The sequence below is a fragment of the Kitasatospora sp. NPDC001175 genome (assembly GCF_053598215.1).
This window is the reverse complement of the sequence record NZ_JBSFJU010000010.1, coordinates 25,518-45,955: the sequence shown is the minus strand read 5'-3', so window position 1 is coordinate 45,955 and position 20,438 is coordinate 25,518. Positions and strand designations below refer to the sequence as shown.

Here is a 20,438-nt window from a genome sequence, read left to right as displayed (position 1 = left end):
GCGTTGAGGCGGCACCCGGAGCGGGAACAACGAAGGAATGCCAACTCCGCGCGAAACGGTGATCCGAACCGTCCGACGCCGGCTCAGGGAGCCCGTTGTCGTACTGACGGTGCGTGCGACGGTGGCGGCCACGATCTCGTACGCGGTCGCGGTCCGCCTGAGCAGCGAACCGGCTCCGCTGACCGCACCGCTGACTGCCCTGCTCGTGGTTCAGGTCACCCTCTACTCCACCCTGACCACGAGCATCCGCCGGGTGAACTCGGTGGTGGTCGGAGTGCTGATCGCCATCGGCTTCAGCTCCGTGATGGGGCTGTCCTGGTGGAGCCTGGGGCTGATCATCCTGGCCTCCCTGACCATCGGGCACTTCGTGCGGGTCGACGAGTTCGTCCAGGAGGTCGCGATCAGCGCCATGCTGATCCTCGGGGTCACCCGGCTGGCCTCGCAGGCCTGGGACCGGGTGCTGGAGACCCTGATCGGAGCCGGGGTCGGCCTGCTGTTCAACTTCGTGTTCGCGCCCCCGGTATGGGTGGACACGGCGGGCGAGTCGATCGAGGACCTGGCCCGTAGGTCCCGCCATCTGCTGGTGCGGATCTCCGAGGAGCTCAGCGGTCCCACAGCGGTCGAGCGCGCGACCGCACGGCTGCACGAGGCCCGCCGGCTCGACCAGGCCATCGCCGACGTGGACGCCGCGCTGCGCCAGGCGGAGGACAGTCTGCGACTGAACCCGAGGATCAAGGAGGGTCTGCTCTCCCGGCTGGTACTGCGCACCGGGCTGGACACCCTGGAGATCTGCGTGGTCGTGGTGCGGGTGATGGCGCGTTCGCTCACCGACCTGGCCAAGCGCCGCGAGCGGGACGAGGACCTCTTCCCACCGCCGGTGGCACTCGCCCTGGAGGAGCTGCTGGTGCACGTCGGCGGGGCACTGGTGAGCTTCGCCGTCCTGGTGACGACCCAGGTGAGCCACAGCGCCGAGGAGGCGGAGGGACGGCTCGCCGCCGAGCTCTCCGCCGCCCGGGTCAGCCGGGACACCGTGGCCCACATGCTGCTGCGGCAGGTCCAGGAGCACCCGCACGCCTGGCAGCTGCACGGTTCACTGCTGGCCGAGATCGACCGGATCCTGGACGAACTGGACCTGGAACACCGTTCGCGGCGCCTGATGGAGGAACTGGACCGGGCCGCAGTGGCCAACCGCGAGCGGTTCGAGTGGTTGGAGAGGCTGCGCAGCCTCGCCCGCGGGGAGCGGGGCTGAGCACCAGGCCAGTCGGCCGGCGATCCCGGTCCTCAGGGTCCTCAGGCGGCCGCTCGGAGACCACGCCCCCGGTCCTCTGACGGCCTGTTGGGAGGCTGCCGGCCCGACCCTTCAGGCCGCCTGCTGGGAGGCCGCGGCCTCCGGTCGCAGATCGCCGAGGGCGAGCGGGTGCGCGGGGGCGTCGGGCAGGACGATCCGGCGGGTCCGCCGGAGATCCGGTCCGACGTGCAGCAGCTCACCGGAGGCCATCAGGCGCCAGTCGGGGTTCTCGTCCATGCGTTCGCTGGCCACCACCACGGTGTCCGCCGCACGGAGGTCCTCGGAGTGCACGCGCATCCGGCCGGCGGTACCGCTGTGGTCCAGGTGTCGGTTGCCATGCTGTCCGCCGGCGGTCCGGTGCAGCTCGTACAGCTCGTGGGTGTCGGGGTATCGCAGCGCCCAGAGTTCGGTGGGCGTGGTGAGGACCAGGTTGAGCGCGTACAGCGGCAGGTTCCCGGCGATCCAGCGGACCGCCTGCGTGATTCCGGCGGTGATGTCACCGCCGTTCGCCCTGATCTCACGGGTGATCAACGCGAAGACCCGCTCGGAGTCGGTGTCACCGAGGACCAGTGAGCGGTCCTCGCCGAGCCGCTCGTCCAGCCGGTCCAGACCACCGACCACGCCGTTGTGCGCCAACAGCCGCCCGTCCTGCTCGAACGGGTGGGTGTTGCTCGCCAGCAGGCCACCGGTGGAGGCGAAGCGGATGTGGGCGACGAAGGTCGTGGACTCCACCTCCCTCGCCTCCTCTGCGAAGGCGCGGTCCTCGTAGGCGGCGGTGGGTTGCTTGTCCACCCGTGGGGTGCCGTCGGCATCGAAGTAGCCCAGGCCGGTCCCGTCGGGGTCGCGGTGGCTCTGGGTGCTCAGGCTGTCGGGAGCGTCCAGCAGCCAGAAGGTGGCGCGGGTGCGCCTCGGGCTGCTGCTCAGGCCGAACAGACGGCACATCTGGTCATCCTCCGCTGGGGGTCGGGCCCACAGCGGTTCCCACGACGACGGCCCGCCACTCCCGACCGCGCGCCTTCACACCCGGACAGTCGCACGACCATGCACCTCTCGCATGTTCGCCTGATCTGGCGGCCAAGCGTCAACTTCCGCTGTTTTCTCGCTCGTTACGCCCACCGGTTCGGCTTGTCGGGCGTAGTTCGGGTCGCTGCCAACAGCCGACTCGACCGCACGCGAACCTGTCCGTCGGCAGCGTCGACCGGCGACCGGCCGTGGCTCAACACGATCCCAGCGCCCCTCCCCCACCCGTGCGCCGCGCGGTTCCCGAAGCAGACGCGCGCTGGGAGCATGTACTCCCCCGGTGCGCGGCGAGCAGGGTGGCGTGCCGGGCCGCGTATCCGGCGCGCATGCGGCGCAGGTGGCGGTCGAAGCGGCCGGACTCGATCAGCCTGGCCAGGGCGAGCTGGTCGAGCGTGGGTGTGCGGCGGTCGCTCAGGTGCTTCTGCTCGGTGAGCGGTTCGGCGAGATCCGGCGGGCAGAGCATCCAGCCGATCCGCAGGGCGGGGGCGAGTGACTTGCTGATGGTGCCGAGGAAGATGACCCGGTCGGGCGCCAGGCCCTGGAGCGCACCGACGGGTTCGCGGTCGTACCGGAACTCGGCGTCGTAGTCGTCCTCGATGACGATCGCGTCGCGGTCCCTGACCCAGTCGAGCAGCGCCAGTCGCGGCTGCAGGGCAAGAGCGACGCCGGTCGGCCACTGGTGGGCAGGGGTGGCCACGACGGCGCGGGCGCGCGCGGCCTCACGCGTCGCCCAGAGCCAGTCCTGGAGCAGGAAGGCGCCCAAGTCCGGTACGCCCCAGCGGAAGTCGGCCACCAGGCGCGGGGCCGCGCCGGACGGCCGGGCCGAAGCGGGCGGAATCGCGGACCCGGCCGCGACCCGGGTGGCGGAGCCGGGGTGGGTCACCAAATAGCCCTCGGCCTGGAGTTGGGCATAGCACTCCTGCACCAGGCCGCGCGAGAGCCCGAGCGTGCGGGCGAGCTCGCGGGAGGACGGCAGCCGTTCGCCGACCTGCAGCCGCCCCATGCGGATCCCGTCCCGTACCCCGTGCTCCAGTTGAGCGCGCAGGGGCCGGCCGCTGGTCCGATCGACGACCAGCAGCAGCTCGGGCGAGGAACCGGACCACTCCAACGGCGCGGAACGGAGCTTACCGGCGATCCACCCGGCCGCTTAGCGTCTTTGCGTGACCGACACCCTCGACTCGACTCCCCCGGCTCTCGCGCCGCGCCCGCCCCTGGTGACGCGGCCGCTCCTGCTGCGCTTCGTCTCCGTTCTGGGCGCCTCGACCAGCTTCTACCTGCTGCTGTCGGTCGTCCCCGGCTACGCCGCCGACCGGAGCGGGGCGGCGGAACGGCGGGCCTCGCCACCGGCGCGCTGATGGCGACGGTCGCGGGCGAGCTCGCGACGCCGGCCCTGAGGCGAACACGGCATCACGCTCGTGTGCACAGGGCTGCGGCTCTTCCACCACTGACCCTCCGACCGCAACCAAGAAGATGGAGATCACATGCAGCACGTCGTCCGTCCCCACGGAAGTCCACCCGTCAACGGCTACAGCCACGCAGTGGTGTTCACCGGACCGATGGTCGCAGTCTCCGCCCAGGTTCCCGTGGACGCCGAAGGCAGAACCGTCGGCGAATCGGACCCCGCCGCCCAGATTCGACAGGTCTTCACGAACCTGGCCACCGCACTGCAGGCGGCCGGCACTCAACTGCAAGACGTGGTCAAGTTGACCGTCTATCTGACCGATCTGGCCGACCTGGACGACTTTCGCAGGATCCGTGACGAGCATCTGGATCCTGCCCGCCCGCCGGCCTGTTCGTTGGTGCAGGTCGCTGGACTCGTCCACCCGTGCTTCCGCATCGAGATCGACGCCCTCGCCGTCCTGCCTGCCAGCGCGTGAGAACGCAGCGGCCGCAGCGATCCACCTGCCACCCTCGACCGGCGGTAGCGGTCGAGGGTGGCATCTTCGTCAGGCGGTGCGTCTTCACGACCGAGCACCGTGTCGGTCTGGAAAGCCACGAGGCCGGGCGAGCGCGGCGATCAGGCCCGCCACGCCAGGGTGTGGGGAGGGTGTTCCGCAGTCAGGCGCGGGAGCGGGTCTGCAGGAAGCTGACGCCGGGAGGTTCTTGAGCGCCCGCTCCAGGTTCTGGGAAGCCTTCCATGGCCTTCGCCCTTCAAACACAGGCTCGGCTCCTCCTTGGCCCGCCCCTCCCGGGGCGGGGGTTAAATGACGGCGCTGCAGGCTTCACTTGATATTGCGGACTGGCCGGTCGCACGCCCCCGAAGGACGCTCGTCACTCCACTTCGACGCCGCCCTCTCGAACGACGCCGGGAGTCAGCTACCGGGGACCCCGGCGTCTCCCCAGACCGGACTCACACCGGCTGGCTGCCCTGAGCTTGACGCCCGGTTACATCAGAACCTCCTCTCACCCGCTCGAATGCCCGAGCTGCTGGACGTACGCTTGACGTTTATCCGTTTGTGCTGGTTCGCCGGGGTCTGCTGCCAGGACCCCACCCTGTTCTGGGACGGCGAGGGTCACGGTGTAGTCGAAGCCGCCGCCGTTCTTCACGTCCACGGCCAGTGGCTGCAACGCCGCAGAGGGATTGGCGGGTCCAGAGCGGCAGCCGCCCCGGGATAGTGCGCCAAGATGATGGCTGCGGCATGCGTGCGGTGTTCGGCGTCACTCGTGGCGTAGTTCCGGGCCTGCAGGATGAGCGCCGTCAGCGCCGCGGCTACCAGCAGCACCACGACGACGAGCAGCCACAGGAACACCTGCCCGGCGACACTGCGCACCCTCAGCCGCGAGCACAGCCCGTCCCGGGCGGACCGGCGTTCCCTCGGTCCACCCGGTTTCGTGTCAAGGGCATGGCTTTCCACTCTGTGCATCCAGCCCCACCCCCGCGCATCCGGGTCGTGACTCCTCCACGCTGCCACTCCGCCTGGAGATGTGGATGCCTGAGCCGACGGAGGGCCGGACAGTCCGCCAGGCAGGTCAGCACCCCTGGAGCCGGCGGCCGCCTACACCAGCCGGTCGCCGTAGTACTTCGGATCTCTCGCGAACCCAGACACGCGCCACGGTGTCCCACCGCCGGACCGGCCGGGACGGCTCGCCGTCGAAGCGCTCCACTCGGGAGGCTGTGCACGAACGCGGCGTCCAACTCGCCCAGCCGGTCCGCGATTCGCGGAGGCAGGCCCTGGCGCGGTTTCAGCAGCGCGGACAGCGCGGCCTGGTCGCTGCCGAGGACGCCGCTGAGCGCGGCCTCGCGCAGGGCGACGGCCACAGCCGAAATGCAACTTCACAGCCGCGGGCCAGGCCGGTGTCGGGGCAGACTACGCGCGGCGAGAGCACCTTCCCGGGCCCCGGGGCGGCGGCGGGTGACGAACACCGGTCCGCGGGTGCGGCCCCGGATCATGAGTGCCAACCGCCACAGGGCGCGGGGGTCCGCCCCGCGGGCAAGCGTGTGCCGGATCCGGCCGAGGGCCGGGCGCCCGGCCAGGACCGCCCGGAACCGCCGGTATTCGCGCAGTGCGCACAGGAGCCGCAGTTCGCCCATGCCGGGCGCGAGCGGGGTCGGCTGGCCGAGTTGGCGGGCACGGTGGGTGTCGAGGAGGTACTGCTGGGTGACGCTCATGGGGGGATCGCATTCTCGGGACGTGGATGTTCGGGCTCCGCGGCTGCCCCGGTGGTCCCCATCCTGCGCCGGTGCGGCACGGAAAGTCGCGCCGATTGACGGCTGCCGTCAAACGACGACGGCGTTGCCGGTGGGCGGGTGCAGCATGGATGCATGAGCGTGCGCATCGACATCGCGGGCTTGCGGCCTGGTGACCTTCACCTGGGGCGGCTTTGGGACGGTGCCGGTCCTACTGGGCTGCCACAGCAGTGAAAGCCGGCAGCAGGTGCTGGGACTCCTCGCATCCGGTGTGCGGGGGCTCGCACGCCACGTGCGAACAGTCCCCGCCGGCCTTGCCCCTCATGACCGGGCACCGCACGCTGACATGTGCCCCGGTGCGCTCCCTGCTTTGTATGGCTCCAAGTCGGTACCTCTCAGGCCGGGCGGTTCGCCCCTACCTGAACCGCAGCGGCGTGTCACAGCGGGTGAACGGCAAGCCGTTCCTCGCCCCGGGCGTGGCCAGCGTGCCGGCCTAGCGGACCGCAGGGACGGACAGTCGAAGGCCGGCCCCCGCCACACGCGGGGGCCGGCCTTCGTCGTGCTCAGTGCGTGGCGCGCACCGCCGAGATCAGTCCGCCGGCGCCCTCGTCCTGCTGCGACGGGGTGAGCACCGGACGCCCGTAGGCCTCGGCGCGCTCACGCAGGGTGAAGGTCTCCGCCTCCCAGCCGAGGCCGTCCAGCCAGCCGACCGGGTCCTCCGGCATCTCCCAGACCCACATCGACGCTGCCGATCCCGGAGCGGCGTCCCCGCGGAAGCGTTCGACCACACCGCGCGAGCCCAGAGTCAGGCCCATCCTGCTGCCTGCAGCGGACAGCGCGCCGACCCGTTCGAGCAGCGACTGCACCGCGTCCTCGGGCAGATAGATCAGCAGTCCCTCGGCGATCCACACCGTCGGCTGCGCCGGATCGTGCCCGGCCGCGGCCAGGGCGCCGGGCCAGTCCTCGCGCAGGTCGACCGGGACGGTGATCCGCTCGCAGCGCGGAACGGCCCGCTCCTGACGCAGCACCGAGGCCTTGAAGCCCAGCGGTTCGGCCGTATCGACCTCGAACAGCCGGGTCCCCGCAGGCCAGTCCATCCGGAAGGCCCTGCTGTCCATCCCGGCTCCAAGCAGTACGACCTGCCGGATGCCGGACGCGACCGCCCGGTCCAGCAGGTCGTCCAGGAACTTCGTCCGGATGACGATCGAGAAGGCCACACCGAGCCAGCGGCGCCGCGCCGCCTCGTCCGCGCGCGGGGGCGGCGGCGTCCCGGGGCCTCTCCCTCCGGCCGTGGCGAAGGCCAGCGCCAGCGGGTCCCGGAACAGTGGCTGCTCGCGTGCCGTCTCCATCGCCCTCACCCGGGCCACGCCCACGGCTGTGGCCCACACCCCGGACGGCTCGACCCGTCCCTCCGCATCAGTCATGCCTTCAGGCTAGCCAGGCCACCGGGGCGTAACACCGGCGCGGTGGGAAACAGCGCTCCGCCGGCCAGGTCCAGCCTGGTGGCGACGACGTCCTCGGGCGGGGGTGAGGTCCAAGTGCCAGTCGCCGAAGCGGTGTACGGTGCGCGTGATCAGCGGGCTGACGGTGGCCAGGTCGTCGGGGTCCACGAGATGGCCCTCGGCGGCGAGGGCGGTGGCGGCATCGGTAATGTCCAGCGCATCTCGAAGCTGACCGGGCAGCCCCGCTGCGGCCGTTGCGACCAGCGCGAGGTGCACTGCACCGTCTGCGGACGCTTCCGCGACATCCACTCCGGCACCGCCGATGCCCCCGTCTGCGGCCCCTGCACGAAGCCGGACACCGAACTCTGGCGCCCCTGCCCGATCTGCGGCGAGGCCGAACGGCTCACCACACCCGGCCCCTGCCGCCGCTGCACGCTCAAGCAGCGGCTCAACGGCCTCCTCACCGACGACACGGGCGCCGTTCCGCCGAAGCTGCAGGCCCTCCATGACGCCCTGGCCGACACCCGGCGGACGGCGACAGCCATGAGCTGGCTCTCGAAAGACATCGTCTCCGCCGTCCTGTCCGACCTGGCCTCCGGCCGGCGTCCCCTGACCCACGAGGCCCTGGACGACCTCCCCGACAGCAAGGTCGTCGAGCACATCCGCAGCGTCCTCGTGGCCGCTGGCGCTCTGCCGCCCCGCGACGAGCAGATGGTCCGCCTCGAACGGCACGTGAAGGACCTCGTCGCCTCCCACGCCACCCCCGAGGGTCGGCAGATCCTGCACCGCTACACGACCGGCGGCGGGGCCGGCGGTGGTGCCCCGCCGCCGCGACGGGCGCTCGCTGCCCCCGGCGTGATGGCCTACGTCCTGCCGGCGGGCAGGTGCAAGCCGCCCGCCACCTGCCCGGACTGCTTCGGCTGGGGCGTGCTGCCCGGCCGCACCTGCAGCGCGTGCCAGAGCTTCCGCCGCACCGAGGAACCGGCCGAGTGCAGCGGATGCCGGCGACTCGTGCGGTTGAAGAAGGGCTACTGCCGTCTGTGCTGGCGCCGTTTCAGCACGGGGCCAGTAGCGACAGCAGGCCGATCTCGGTTCCCGGATCACCGCCGGGGACCAGGCCGGCCGCTCACGGTCGACGGCGGCCTCGATCACGTACTGCTTCAGGGCGTCGAACGAGGTGAACCAGGGCATCGGGGCGCGCTTCTCGGCGTCGTCCTGGCTGCCCTCCACAGCCGTACCGGGGTGTCGTCGGCCTGCGCGGGCCCGACGCCGAGATCCTGGCGGACACCTGTGACAATCGCCGACGGGGAGACCTGACGCACCGACAGCGGACGGGAGCGGTCCGGATGACCGACGAGGAGAAGAGCCCGGTCCCGCCGGGTGACGACGAGCCGCTGTCGCGGTTCGGCTACCGGCAGCAGCTGCGCAGGACCCTGCGGCTGCGAGACCTGGTGGTCTACGGCCTGGTGTTCATGGTGCCGATCGCACCGTTCGCGATCTTCGGCATCGTGTTCGACATCTCCCGGGGCATGGTGGCGCTCACCTACGTCCTCGGACTGGTGGCCATGCTCTTCACCGCCGTCAGCTACCGCGAGATGTCCCGTGCCTTCCCGATCGCCGGCTCCGTCTACTCCTACGCGGCACGCGGACTGCGCCCATGGGCCGGATTCCTCGCCGGCTGGGGCGTGCTGCTCGACTACCTGCTGGTGCCGACACTGCTCTACGTCACGGGCGCCGTGGCGCTGCAGTCGGTGGTGCCCGGTGTGCCGCAGCGCGGGTGGATCGTGTTCTTCGTCGTGTTCAACACCGCGGTGAACCTGCTCGGGATCCGGACCACGGCCCGGATGAACCGGCTCTTCCTGGTCGGCGAACTGGCCGTGCTGACCGCGTTCCTGGTACTGGCGACCGTCGCCGTCGTACGGGGAACCGGCGGCGCGCACTGGAGCCTGGCACCGTTCTACAACCCGGAGGTCTTCTCCGTCGGGCTGGTGTTCTCCGCGCTGTCCGTGGCGGTGCTGTCCTTCCTCGGCTTCGACGCGATCTCCACCCTCGCGGAGGAGGTCAGGGGCGGGAGCAGGATCGTCGGACGGGCCACAGTGCTGTCGCTGTGCCTGGTCGCGGCGCTCTTCGTGGCGCAGACCTACCTGGCGGCGCTGCTGCTGCCCGGCCGCACCGGGCTGCCGGGCGAGGCCGCGCGCAACACCGCGTTCTACGACCTCGCGCGGACCGTCGGCGGCGCCGCCTTCAAGCCGGTCGTGGCGGTCGCCAGCGCACTGGCCGCGGCGGTTGCCAACTCGCTGGTGGCGCAGGCCGCCACGTCCAGACTGCTGTTCTCGATGGCGCGCGACGGTCGGCTGCCGCGCTTCCTGGCCCATGTCGACCAGCGGCGCCAGGTGCCCGACCGGGCCGTGCTGCTGGTGGCGGCGGTCAGTCTGGGACTGGGACTCGCCCTGGTCGGCAGGGTCGGCCTGCTGGCCTCGCTGGTGAACTTCGGTGCCCTGTTCGCCTTCCTGATGCTGCACCTGTCGGTGGTGTCCCACTTCATCGTGCACGGCCGGCAGCGCAGTTACGGCACGCACTTGGTCGTCCCGGTGACCGGTTTCGTGATCATCGCCTATGTGCTCTACCGCGCGGATGTCCATGCCCGGATCGCCGGAGTGTGCTGGCTGGCGCTCGGCGCCGCGATCCTGGCCGTCCGCCGGCTGACCGGCCGTCCGACCGGCCTGCGGCCGGACGCCTGAGCACCGGGTGGGCCGGCCCGCCGGTCCGCGGTGGTCAGCCGCCGAGTGTCCGCTGCAGCAGCTTCTTGTCGGGCTTGCCCACGGACGTCAGCGGGATGGCCGGGACCAGGTGGACGGCCTCCGGCGCGTAGATGCGGCCCTTGCGGGCGGTGACGAACTCGCGCAGCCGGTCCGGATCGGGGTGGTGGCCCGGGGCGGCGACCACGGCGGCGTGGACGTGTTCGGTCGAGTCGTCGGCACGGACGCCGAAGACCGCGCACTGGGCGACGGCCGGGTGGGCGAGCAGCAGTTCCTCGACTTCGGCCGGGTAGACGTGGCCCCCCACCACGATGATCATGTCCTTGCGGCGGTCGACGATGAAGAGGTGGCCCTCGTCGTCGAGGTAGCCGATGTCCCCGGTCCGGACCCAGCCGTCGTGCACCACCTCGGCGGTGAGTTCGGGTTGCTTCCAGTAGCCGCTCATGACGCCTGGCGAGCTGACGTGGATCTCGCCCTCCTGCCCCGGGGGCAGCGGCTCGCCGTCGTCATCCCGGATCTCGATCTCCACGCCCGGTAGCGGGCGGCCGACGGTGATCTGCCCGCCCCGCCCGGTCACCGAGTGCTCGTCCGGACCGACCTCGGTGATCCCCAGCGCCTCCGTCTGGCCGTACAAGCCGTGGAGCACGGGTCCGAAGGCCTCGGCCGCCTGCCCGAGGCGCGCCGGGGACGCCGGGCAGCCGCCGTAGCTGATCCGGCACAGACTGGACAGATCGGTGTCGGGCCGGGCCGGGTGGTCGAGCAGCCGGTAGAGCAGCGGCGGCAGCACCCACAGATGGGTGATCCGTTCACGCTCGATCGCGGCGAGCACGTCACCCGGATCGAAGGCCCACCGCAGGACCACCGACCCACCCTGGAACAGCGTCATGTCGGCGAGCACACCCGCGAGATGGCCGATCGCGGTACACGCCAGGAAGCGGGGTGGGTCGCCCGCTCCGGTGAGCGGCATGGCGATGTTGCGCCGGTACGGGCCGTGGGCCATCCGGATGCCCTTCGGGATCCCGGTGGTGCCGCCGGTGTGGCGGATGCACCAGTCGTCACCGGGGGCGACCGGGACGGCGAACGGCTCCGGCTCGCGGTGCCCGGAGCTCGCCAGGACGTCCTCGCCGAAGGAGCCCGGACCGAGGGTGAGCACGGCGGGGACCTGGACCCGCGGCAGCAGTCCCCCGGCGTCCCGGTACCGGGTGGGGTCGACCAGCAGCATCCTGGTGTCGACGCTGTCGACCACCTGGGCGAGCGTCTCGGGGGCCATGCCGTCGTAGAGGAAGACCACCCGCGCGCCGGCCAGGTTCGCCGCGTAGCGGGCACCGAGGGCCTCGGGGGTGTTGCCGGTGAGCAGCGACACGGTCATGTCCCGGCCGGTCCCCCGGCCGGCCAGCTCGCGCGCCAGCCGGTACACACCGTCGCGGAACTCCCCCGCCCGGATCAACCGGCCGTCGGCGGCGGTCAGCGCCGGGCGGTCGGGGGTACGCGCCAGCACGTCCAGGATCGCTTCGGCGTAGCCGGTGAAGGTCCGGCGGGGTTCGGCGGGTCGGTCGTGGTCCATGGTGCGGCTCCCCTCGGGCGGGTGGATCCGTACGGCGGTGCGCCATCGACGCTATTCGCAACCGTGCGGGCCCGCCAGGACCAGCACCACCGGACGGCTCCCCCGCCGGGTGTCGATGGGGCAGAATGTGGACACTGTTGATCAATTCAGGGGGATGCCGTGCGCAAGCGCACCAAGGGCCTGCTGGCCCTGCTGTTCAGTTCCGCACTCGCCGTGACGGCGGGTTCGTCCAGCGCCACCGCCGCCACCTCGACGGCCACCACCCGGGGCCTGGAGATCGGCGTCCCGGCGTACGTGTGGCCCGGCGACCCGATGCTCTCCGGCCTGCAGGCCGCCACCCCGGCCGCCTCGATCGTGATCCTCAACCCCGGCAACGGCGACACCGCGTTCACCCCGGCCTGGCAGGCCCAGGCCGACACCCTGCGGGCCGGAACCACCGCCGCCGGAGGGCACACCAAGGTGATCGGCTACGTCCACACCGACAACGGCACCCGCCCGCTCGCGGACGTCGAGGCGTCCATCGACAACTACCTCAAGACCGCCGACGGCAAGCTGCACGTGGACGGCATCTTCTTCGACGTCGTCAGCCGGGACTGCGGCACCGCCAACAGCACCCGCGACTACTACTTCACGCTGCGCCAGTACGTGCAGACCGCCATGAACGCGATCGACCCGGCCGCACAGGACCTGGTGGTGGACAACCCGGGTACCGCGATCGCCGACTGCTACCTGGACCCCGCCCACCGCACCGCCGACACCTTCGTCACCTACGAGGGCAGCTACGCCGACTACACCGGCGGCGGCTGGCTCGGCGGCAACGTCTTCAACCTGACCTCGGGCTACTACTCGGGCGCTTCCTTCGACCCGAGCGGAACCTCCTTCTGGCACCTGGTCTACAACGTGCCGGACGAGCCCCGGATGCGGACCGCACTGGACACCGCCTTCGCCCGCGGCGCCGGCTACGCCTACGCGACCGGCGACACCATGCCCAACCCTTGGGACACCGCCCCGAGTTGGGGCTTCACCGCCGAGACTTCGCACGCCGCGACGATCGGCTGACCTGACCGCCGCGCTCCACGGGCGCATCGACGGGCCCCACCGTGCGTATCGCGGTGGGGCCCGTGCCGTCCGGACGGTGACGGCGTGGCCTCACCCCCTCGGCCGCGCCCGATCGGCGCACACCGGATGAGTGGGCGGGCGCGTCACCGGGCGGCCGACCTCCGTTCCGCTCGCGGACTCCGTTTCCGGGCGGCCCGGTGGCGAACTAGCATTTCCTCCGTGAGCGACTCAGCTCCGCCGACGGCCGCCACCACGCCCGAGTCCTCCTCCCGGCTGCGGATCCGGGAGGTGCCCGACTCCGACCTTGACCGCGCCATCGACCTCGCCTCGCTCGTCTTCCTGGAGACGTACGACGACGAAATGCGCGCCAGGCACCGGAAGTTCCTGCTCCGCTGCAACCGGATCGGCGCCTATGCGGACGGCCGGCTCGTGGGCCTGCTCGCCGCCGTCCGGCTGCGGGTCTCCGTGCCGGGCGGCGGGCTTCCCTGCGCGGGGCTCACCTTCGTCTGTGTGGCACCGACCCACCGCCGTCGCGGGGTGCTGTCGGAGCTGGTCGCCGAGCTGTGGCGCCGGTGCGCGGTCGCGGGCCGGCCGCTCGCCGCCCTGTGGGCCTCGGAGGCGGCGATCTACGGCCGGTACGGGTTCGGTGCGGCCACCCGGCTGTGCACGGTCGAGATCGACTCCCGGCGGCCGCTCGACCTGCGCGTCGCACCCGATCCCCGGCCGCTGCGCCTGCTCGACCCGGCCGAAGCACCCGAGGTGCTCGGCCCCCGTTACGAGGCGAGCCGGGCGGAGCGGGCCGGCCGCCTGGCCAGGGACGGCTACTGGTGGCGCGAGCAGATCCTGCCCGAACAGGACGAGGACGACGACGAGCTCAGCCCGCCGCGGGTGGTGGTGCTGGGCGACGGACCGTCGCTCGACTACGCGGTCTACCGCACCCGCGGCGGCGAGGACTCCCCCGGGGTCGTCGAGGTCTACGAGCTGGAAGCCGGGACCGGCCGGGCCGCGGCGGCGCTGTGGAGCTACCTCGCGGGCATCGACCTCACCGGCAGGGTACGGGCCTGGGGGCGCCCGGCCGACGACCCGCTGCTGCTGATCGCCGCCGACCGCGACCAGGTGCGCGTCACCCAGGAGTTCCCGGCGCTGTGGCTACGGCTCGCGGACGTCGGGGCGGCGCTGACGGGGCGCTCCTGGGCCGCACCGGTCGATCTGGTGCTCGACGTCAGCGACGGTTCGATCCCCGCCAACAACGGACGGTTCCGACTGGCGGCCGGCCCCGGCGGTGAGTCGTACCGCGCGAGTGCCGAACCCGCCGATCTCTCCCTCGACGTACGGGATCTGGCGGCCTGCTACCTGGGCGGCACCCGGGTGGGCGACCTCGTGCGGGCCGGCCTGGTGGCGGAGCACACGGCGGGCGCGGCCCGGGTGCTCGACGCCGCGCTGTACACGGACCGGCTGCCGTTCACCAGTGACGAGTTCTGATGAGTCTTTGTGGATAACTCGAGTCTTTGTGGATGACTTGGCAGGTACCGATCCATTGACAGTGCTTCCCGGGGTACAGCAACATCATTTTCCGGCGGCCGAGAACCGAAACAACTTTGGTCACATTCAAGGGACTTGCAGACAAGGAGGGTCCCGCGGCCGCCAGTGAGCCCGAGCTGGGCCTCCTGACCGGAGGTCAGGGTTGCACAAAGGAAGCACAAGCAGCGGAAACAACCGGCAATGACGGTCACCGCAGACGAGTTGACTTTCGGTCAGGCAGGGTCTCGCCCCACCGCTCCGTCTCCTCGCTAAGTTCACAGACTCGCCAGTCCACCGACAACTGAAGGGCACCTACGGCCCCAATGCTTTACGCGGCACCGAGGCCGGGCGGACCGCCCGGCCACCCCCGCACCGGTCCGCGGTTCGGCCACGAGGCCCGTGCGGCGGAAACCCCCACTTCCGTAGCAGCCGTGGCGTACGCCCCGGCTCATCCTCCCCTGGAGTCCCCATGCGTTCGAGGTCTCGTCTCGCCGGCCTGTCCGCCGTTGCCACGGCGACGGCGCTTGCCACGTCCCTTGCCCTCGCTCCGCACAGCTCGGCCGCCGCCACACCGGCCGCCGGGTCCGTCCCCGCGTTCTCGCACATCGTCGTGGTGATGGAAGAGAACCACTCCTTCGACGACATCATCGGCGACACCAGCGACGCCCCCTACATCAACTCCCTCGCCTCGCAAGGTGCGTTGATGACCTCCTCGTTCGGCGTCACCCACCCCAGCGAGCCCAACTACATGGCGCTGTTCGGCGGCAGCACCTTCGGGCTCAGCTCCGACGCCTGCCCGGTCAACAAGGGCAACGCGGCCAACCTGGGCTCCGAGCTGCTGGCCGCCGGCAACACCTTCGCGGGTTACTCCGAGGACCTGCCGAAGGCCGGTTCCACCACCTGCCGCTCGGGCGCCTACGCGCGCAAGCACTCCCCGTGGGCCAACTTCACCAACATCCCGGCCGCCGACCAGCAGCCGTTCTCGGCCTTCCCCACGGACTACAACCAGCTGCCCACCGTATCGTTCGTGATCCCGAACCTCAACGACGACATGCACGACGGCACCATCGCCGACGGCGACTCCTGGCTGCAGAACAACCTCTCCGACTACGCCAACTGGGCCCAGCAGAACAACAGCCTGCTGGTGGTCACCTGGGACGAGGACGACTACACCGAGAGCAACCAGATCCCCACCGTGTTCTACGGCGCCCACGTCCAGCAGGGCCAGTACAGCGAGACCGTCGACCACTACAACGTACTCGCCACTCTGGAGCAGGCATACGGTCTGCCGAAGGCCGGCCAGAGCGCCAACGCCGCGCCGATCACCGACATCTGGAACTGAACCGTCCGGGATCCCGGCCCCGCCTCCCCGCCCGGGGCCGGGCTCCTGCCTGCCCGAAGGACCGCACCATGCCGGAGCGAACTCCCCCCACGCCCCCAGCCAGACGGCGCGAAACCGCCCGCCGGCTCCGCCCCGCACTGGCCGGGCTGGCCCTGCTGGGCACCACCGCACTGGTCGGCTCCGCGCCCGCCGACAGCAGCCTGCTCGCCCCGCCCGGCGGCAGGCTCCGGGTGGACACCAGCACCTGCGGCACACCGCCCGAGCACCTGCCCGCGGGGCCGGTCTCGTTCAGCGTCACCAACAACTCCAAGGTCTTCGCCACGCTCTACGTCATTTCGCCCGACGGGGGCCTGGCGTACGCGGAGATCCCCTGGCTCGGCCCCGGCAAGACGCTCCCGCTGGCCACCACCCTGACGGGCGGTCAGTACGCGGTGCGCTGCGTCTTCTCCAGCGGCCCGGTGCTCACCACCCTCCCGCTGACGGTCGTTGGGAAGGCGTCCGGCGCCGTGGCCGGCTACCCACCCATGCCCGACAAGGAGATGGGTGCCCCCGTCAAGGCCTACCGCGACTACGTCAAGGCCGCCCTGCCCGGACTACTGGCCGCAGCCCGTACGCTCGACGCCGACATCGCCCGCGGCGACCTGGCGGCCGCCAGGACCGACTGGCTCACCGCACACCTGGACTACGAGCGACTGGGCGCCGCCTACAACTCCTTCGGCGACTTCGACAAGTCCCTGAACGGCATGGCGAACGGACTGCCCCAGGGCGTCGACACCGCCGGCTGGACGGGTTTCCTCGCCGCGGAGTACGGCCTGTGGCACGGCTGGGACGCCGACCGGCTGCGACCGGTCACCCAGCAGCTGGCGGCGGACGCCGACGAACTGGTCCAGGACTTCCCCAGCGAGGACACCGACCCGGGCGACCTCTCGCTTCGGGTGCACGAGATCCTGGAGAACTCGCTGCAGTTCCAGCTGAACGGCACCGCCGACTGCGGCAGCGGCACCACGCTCGCCACCCTCGACGCCAATGTCCAGGGCACCGAGAAGGTACTGGACATCCTGGCTCCGGTGATCCGGCCCCGCGATCCGGCGCTGCTCGACCGCCTGCAGCGCGAACTGCCGGACTTCGAGGGCAAAGTGACGGCCTACCGGGCCAAGGACGGCTCCTGGACGGCGTCCGCGAACCTCACCACCGCCCAGCGCCAGCGCCTCGACGGAGAGCTCGGCCGGCTCCTGGAGGAACTCGCCGTCCTGCCCAACCTACTCACCCCGAGGAACCACGCGTGACCGCCCTCGACCCGTCCGCCACCGAGCACCGCTCGCCGCTCGCCCGCCGTGCCTTCCTGCGCGGAGCCTCCGCGGGCGCCGCCGTCACGGCGGGCGCGCTCGCCGGGGCCTTCGCGGCCGCCGCCGAACCCCAGTCCGCCGGCCCGTCCGGCCGGCGGATCCCGTTCCACGGCCCGCACCAGGCCGGCATCACCACGCCGCAGCAGGACGCGGCGTCCTTCGTCTCGTTCAACGTCATCGCGCCCGACCGGGCCGGGCTCTCGGAGCTGCTGCGGACGCTGACCGAGCGGATCCGGCTGCTGACCTCGGGCGGCCCGGTGCCGGCCACCGACCTGGCCTCACCGCCCACCGACAGCGCGATCCTCGGACCGGTGCTGCCGGCCGACGGGCTGACGATCACCGTGAGCGTCGGCGCCTCGCTGTTCGACGACCGGTACGGGCTCACGGCGCGCAAACCCGCCAAGCTGGTGGCGATGCCGGTCTTCCCCGACGACAACATGCTCGGTTCCAAGGAACTGCACGGCGATCTGTCGCTGCAGATCTGCGCCGACTCACGCGACACCGTGATGCACGCGCTGCGCGACATCACCCGGCACACCCGAGGAGGCATGCAGCCGAGCTGGAAGGCCGACGGCTTCCACGCCGCCCCGCGTCCGTCCGGGACCCCACGCAACCAGCTGGGGTTCAAGGACGGCATCTCCAACCCCGAGATCGACGACCGGACGGTGGCGGACTCGGTGCTGTGGACGCACGGCGGTGCGAACGGCGAGCCGGCCTGGGTGGAGGGCGGTTCCTACCAGGTGGTGCGGATCATCCGGATGCTGGTCGAGTTCTGGGACCGGGTCTCGCTGCGCGAGCAGGAACGGATGATCGGCCGCCGCCGCGACTCGGGCGCGCCGCTGGACGGTACCGGGGAGTCCGACGCCCCCGACTTCCAGAGCGACTCCCAGGGCCTGCTGACCCCGATGAACTCGCACATCAGGCTGGCCAACCCGCGCACCCCCGACTCGGCCGGCCAGCGGTTCCTGCGCCGCGGCTACAACTACGACCGCGGCCTGGACCTCGACGGCAACCTGGACGTCGGGCTGATCTTCTGCTGCTACCAGCAGGACGTGGAACGGCAGTTCCAGACCGTCCAGCAGCGGCTGGCCGGGGAACCACTGGTGGACTACATCTCCCCGACCGGCGGCGGGTACTTCTTCACACTCCCCGGTGCCAAGGGCCCCTCCGACTGGCTCGGTTCGACCCTGCTCTCCTGACCCGGGCCGCCCCGGCACCGGCCTGCGTGAGCCGCCGTGGTCATCCTGCGGCGAGCGGTTCTCCCCACCCACAGCGCCCCGCTGGCCGGGGCCGAGAACGTCCAGGTCTCCTGCATGGAGCACGACGACCTGCGCACCTGCGCGGAGGTTTCCGCGCAGGTGCGGCGGATCCTGGCCGGCTGAGAACGGAACCGGTAGCCGGCCTCGGAACGGCACGGCCCCGCCCTGCCGCCCTCCCGGTCCTTCCCCTCCCCGAGCAGCGCGCCCCTCGCACGGACGCTCAACTCACGCCCTGATCCTGCCGATAGCAGAGGCCGGACGAGCACGAACCCTCCCTCCGGAGCCAACCAGCCCTGGACCGTCCCGGTGGCCCCGACTCCATGGCTGGACGACTCCCGGCGATTCGGTTGGACGGGACTCCACGGGAAGATGTCTCGCCATATCTCGCCATCAAGAAGCTTGATATCGAGATAATTTTGCCAGATCATGGAGCCGACGGAGCAGGGATCGCCGCCGAAGGAGTCACGCCATGCGCCAGGCCACCTGGGACCCGCAGCAGTACCTGCGCCACGCGGGCCACCGGACCCGTCCGTTCCTCGACCTGCTCGCCCGCGTCCCCGAGCCACCGGGCTCCCCCGCGCTGATCGCCGACCTGGGCTGCGGCGCCGGGAACGTCACCGCGCTGCTCGCCGACCGCTGGCCCGCCGCGCACATCACCGGCCTCGACAACTCGGCCGAAATGCTCGCCGCAGCCCGGGAGTTCGCGGGTCCCACCCCCGGCGGCGGCTCCCTCGAGTTCCACCCGGCCGATGCCGCCTCCTGGGTCCCCGACCGGGCCTGGGACTTGATCGTGTCCAACGCCACCCTCCAGTGGGTACCCAACCACCCCGAGATGCTGCCGGTCTGGATCGGCGCCCTCGCCCCCGGCGGGACCTTCGGCCTCCAGATCCCCGACCAGTCCGCCGCCCCCAGCCACACGCTGCTCGACGGGCTCTGCCGAAGCGCCCGGTGGCGCGGGCGCCTGGCCGACCACGCCGGCGAGCGGCGCCAGTTCGTCCTCAGCCCGGCCGGCTACCTGGAACTCCTGGCCGGCCTCGACTGCACGGTGGACGTCTGGGAGACCAGCTACGCCCAGCTGCTTCCCGGCCGGGACCCGGTGCTCGACTGGGTCAAGGGCACCACCCTGCGCCCCGTACTCACCGCGCTGGCCGACGACCCCGAGGCCACCGCCGCGTTCCTCACCGAGTACCGCGATGCACTCCGCACGGCGTACCCGGCCGGCCCGCACGGCACCGTGTACCCCTTCCGCCGTGTCTTCGCCGTCGCCACCAGACGGGGCTGAGCGGCGCTCAGCCCGCCCGGGCGCGCAGGCGGCGCAGCATGCGGGCATCCTCGAAGCCGACCGAGCGGGCGGCGGAGTCGACCGTCGCGCCGTGGCCGATCAGGTGCTCGGCGCGCTCCAGGCGGAGCGTCTGCTGGTAGCGCAGCGGGGTGAGACCGCCGGTGGCGCGGCTGAAGAGCCGGGTGAGCGTGCGGTCGCTCACCCCGACGGCCGAGGCCAGTGCGGGCAGCGGCAGCGGCTCGGCGAACCGGGTGTCGATGATGTCCTGGGCGCGGTGCACGGTGTCGTCGAGGTGGGAGCGGTGCCTGAGCATGGCGCTGGCCTGCGGTTCGCCGCCGTTTCGCCGGGCGTAGACGACCATGTCCCGGGCCACCTGGGCGGCGACCGCGGGGCCGTGCCGGGTTGCGACCAGGTGCAGGGCCAGGTCGATGCCGCTGGCGATGCCGGCCGAGGTGACCACCCGGTCGTCCACGGTGAAGAGCACGTCGCGGACCACCACGGCGCCGGGGTGGTGCCGGGCCAGCTCGTCCTGGACGTCGTGGTGGGTGGTGCAGCGGCGGCCGTCGAGCAGCCCGGCCCGGCCGAGCGCCTCGGCTCCGGCGCAGATGCTGGCGACGGTACCGCCCCTGGCGTGGTGGTCCCGCAGGGCCTGGAGCACGCCCTCCCCGATGACGGGAGCGGCGACCCGGGGGTGCACCCGCCAGCCGGGCACCACGATCAGGTCCTCGGGCCCGAGTTCGGGCCACTGCGACCGGGCGGTCAGCGGCAGCCCCTGGGCGCTGGGGACCTCGGTCCGCTCGGCGACGTAGCTGAGCGTGTACGGGTGCCCGAAGTCACCTGCGGTGGAGAAGACCTGCGCGGGGCCGGCCAGGTCCAGCAGGTGCACTCCGGGCACCAGCAGAAAGGCGATCTGGTTCACGATCCGGTC

Annotated in this window: 19 protein-coding genes and 1 pseudogene; 12 read left to right on the top strand and 8 right to left on the bottom strand. The window is 71.7% G+C overall.

What is annotated here, in order from left to right:
- Positions 1–37: 37 nt before the first annotated feature.
- On the top strand, positions 38–1,249 hold the full coding sequence (locus ACWDAK_RS10150; RefSeq protein ID WP_344636109.1) for an FUSC family protein: 1,212 nt from the start codon (positions 38–40) through the stop codon (positions 1,247–1,249).
- A 111-nt stretch (positions 1,250–1,360) separates the two neighbouring features.
- Here ACWDAK_RS10150 and ACWDAK_RS10145 read toward each other — a convergent pair whose 3' ends face one another.
- The gene (locus ACWDAK_RS10145; RefSeq protein WP_427396009.1) at positions 1,361–2,230 is read right to left on the bottom strand and encodes a class II glutamine amidotransferase; all 870 of its coding nucleotides are present in this window, start codon (positions 2,228–2,230) and stop codon (positions 1,361–1,363) included.
- 274 nt (positions 2,231–2,504) lie between these two features.
- The gene (locus ACWDAK_RS10140) at positions 2,505–3,416 is read right to left on the bottom strand and encodes an aminotransferase-like domain-containing protein (protein ID WP_427396008.1); all 912 of its coding nucleotides are present in this window, start codon (positions 3,414–3,416) and stop codon (positions 2,505–2,507) included.
- A 52-nt stretch (positions 3,417–3,468) separates the two neighbouring features.
- Here ACWDAK_RS10140 and ACWDAK_RS10135 point away from each other — a divergent pair, with 52 nt between their 5' ends.
- Both ACWDAK_RS10135 and ACWDAK_RS10130 read left to right on the top strand, forming a co-directional pair.
- Positions 3,469–3,663, top strand: coding sequence for a hypothetical protein (locus ACWDAK_RS10135; protein WP_427396007.1), 195 nt, complete (start codon positions 3,469–3,471; stop codon positions 3,661–3,663).
- Between the two features lie 126 nt (positions 3,664–3,789).
- Entirely contained in the window at positions 3,790–4,185 is a 396-nt protein-coding gene (locus tag ACWDAK_RS10130; RefSeq protein WP_344636113.1) for a RidA family protein, read from the top strand.
- A 526-nt stretch (positions 4,186–4,711) separates the two neighbouring features.
- On the opposite strand, the gene ACWDAK_RS10125 is transcribed toward ACWDAK_RS10130, so the two are convergent.
- From ACWDAK_RS10125 to ACWDAK_RS10110, 4 genes and pseudogenes are all read right to left on the bottom strand, one after another.
- On the bottom strand, positions 4,712–4,861 hold the full coding sequence (locus tag ACWDAK_RS10125) for a hypothetical protein (RefSeq protein WP_344636114.1): 150 nt from the start codon (positions 4,859–4,861) through the stop codon (positions 4,712–4,714).
- Entirely contained in the window at positions 4,852–5,058 is a 207-nt protein-coding gene (locus ACWDAK_RS10120; RefSeq protein WP_344636115.1) for a hypothetical protein, read from the bottom strand. The genes ACWDAK_RS10125 and ACWDAK_RS10120 overlap by 10 nt, the downstream gene beginning before the upstream one ends.
- A gap of 532 nt (positions 5,059–5,590) precedes the next feature.
- Positions 5,591–5,693 (bottom strand): annotated as a pseudogene (locus ACWDAK_RS10115) (site-specific integrase); the annotation flags it as partial.
- 806 nt (positions 5,694–6,499) lie between these two features.
- Positions 6,500–7,360, bottom strand: coding sequence for a class I SAM-dependent methyltransferase (locus ACWDAK_RS10110; RefSeq protein WP_344636116.1), 861 nt, complete (start codon positions 7,358–7,360; stop codon positions 6,500–6,502).
- Positions 7,361–7,474: 114 nt separating this feature from the next.
- Here ACWDAK_RS10110 and ACWDAK_RS10105 point away from each other — a divergent pair, with 114 nt between their 5' ends.
- Together ACWDAK_RS10105 and ACWDAK_RS10100 are read left to right on the top strand one after the other, a co-directional pair.
- Positions 7,475–8,695, top strand: a complete 1,221-nt coding sequence (locus ACWDAK_RS10105; protein WP_344636117.1) for a hypothetical protein — start codon at positions 7,475–7,477, stop codon at positions 8,693–8,695.
- A 29-nt stretch (positions 8,696–8,724) separates the two neighbouring features.
- A complete protein-coding gene (locus ACWDAK_RS10100; RefSeq protein WP_344636118.1) occupies positions 8,725–10,119 on the top strand; it encodes an APC family permease in 1,395 nt (464 codons plus the stop codon).
- Between the two features lie 34 nt (positions 10,120–10,153).
- On the opposite strand, the gene ACWDAK_RS10095 is transcribed toward ACWDAK_RS10100, so the two are convergent.
- Complete coding sequence (locus ACWDAK_RS10095; RefSeq protein WP_344636119.1) at positions 10,154–11,701, bottom strand: AMP-binding protein; 1,548 nt, start codon at positions 11,699–11,701, stop codon at positions 10,154–10,156.
- Positions 11,702–11,860: 159 nt separating this feature from the next.
- On the opposite strand from ACWDAK_RS10095, the gene ACWDAK_RS10090 reads away from it, so the two are divergent.
- The 7 genes from ACWDAK_RS10090 to ACWDAK_RS10060 all read left to right on the top strand — a co-directional run bounded on the left by ACWDAK_RS10090 (position 11,861) and on the right by ACWDAK_RS10060 (position 19,510).
- The gene (locus ACWDAK_RS10090) at positions 11,861–12,760 is read left to right on the top strand and encodes a spherulation-specific family 4 protein (protein ID WP_427395676.1); all 900 of its coding nucleotides are present in this window, start codon (positions 11,861–11,863) and stop codon (positions 12,758–12,760) included.
- 273 nt (positions 12,761–13,033) lie between these two features.
- A complete protein-coding gene (locus tag ACWDAK_RS10085; RefSeq protein WP_427395692.1) occupies positions 13,034–14,242 on the top strand; it encodes a GNAT family N-acetyltransferase in 1,209 nt (402 codons plus the stop codon).
- A gap of 508 nt (positions 14,243–14,750) precedes the next feature.
- Complete coding sequence (locus ACWDAK_RS10080) at positions 14,751–15,623, top strand: alkaline phosphatase family protein (protein WP_344636121.1); 873 nt, start codon at positions 14,751–14,753, stop codon at positions 15,621–15,623.
- 68 nt (positions 15,624–15,691) lie between these two features.
- Positions 15,692–16,909: an EfeM/EfeO family lipoprotein gene (locus tag ACWDAK_RS10075; protein WP_427395677.1), complete on the top strand. Its 1,218-nt coding sequence runs from the start codon at positions 15,692–15,694 to the stop codon at positions 16,907–16,909.
- Complete coding sequence (gene efeB / locus ACWDAK_RS10070; RefSeq protein WP_427395678.1) at positions 16,906–18,168, top strand: iron uptake transporter deferrochelatase/peroxidase subunit; 1,263 nt, start codon at positions 16,906–16,908, stop codon at positions 18,166–18,168. Before ACWDAK_RS10075 ends, efeB begins: the two co-directional genes overlap by 4 nt.
- Positions 18,169–18,204: 36 nt before the next feature.
- The gene (locus tag ACWDAK_RS10065; RefSeq protein WP_344636124.1) at positions 18,205–18,351 is read left to right on the top strand and encodes a hypothetical protein; all 147 of its coding nucleotides are present in this window, start codon (positions 18,205–18,207) and stop codon (positions 18,349–18,351) included.
- A 346-nt stretch (positions 18,352–18,697) separates the two neighbouring features.
- A complete protein-coding gene (locus tag ACWDAK_RS10060) occupies positions 18,698–19,510 on the top strand; it encodes a trans-aconitate 2-methyltransferase (RefSeq protein WP_427395679.1) in 813 nt (270 codons plus the stop codon).
- Between the two features lie 7 nt (positions 19,511–19,517).
- Here the strand turns inward: ACWDAK_RS10060 and ACWDAK_RS10055 are convergent, their stop codons facing one another.
- A complete protein-coding gene (locus ACWDAK_RS10055) occupies positions 19,518–20,429 on the bottom strand; it encodes a GlxA family transcriptional regulator (RefSeq protein ID WP_344636126.1) in 912 nt (303 codons plus the stop codon).
- Positions 20,430–20,438: the final 9 nt, after the last annotated feature.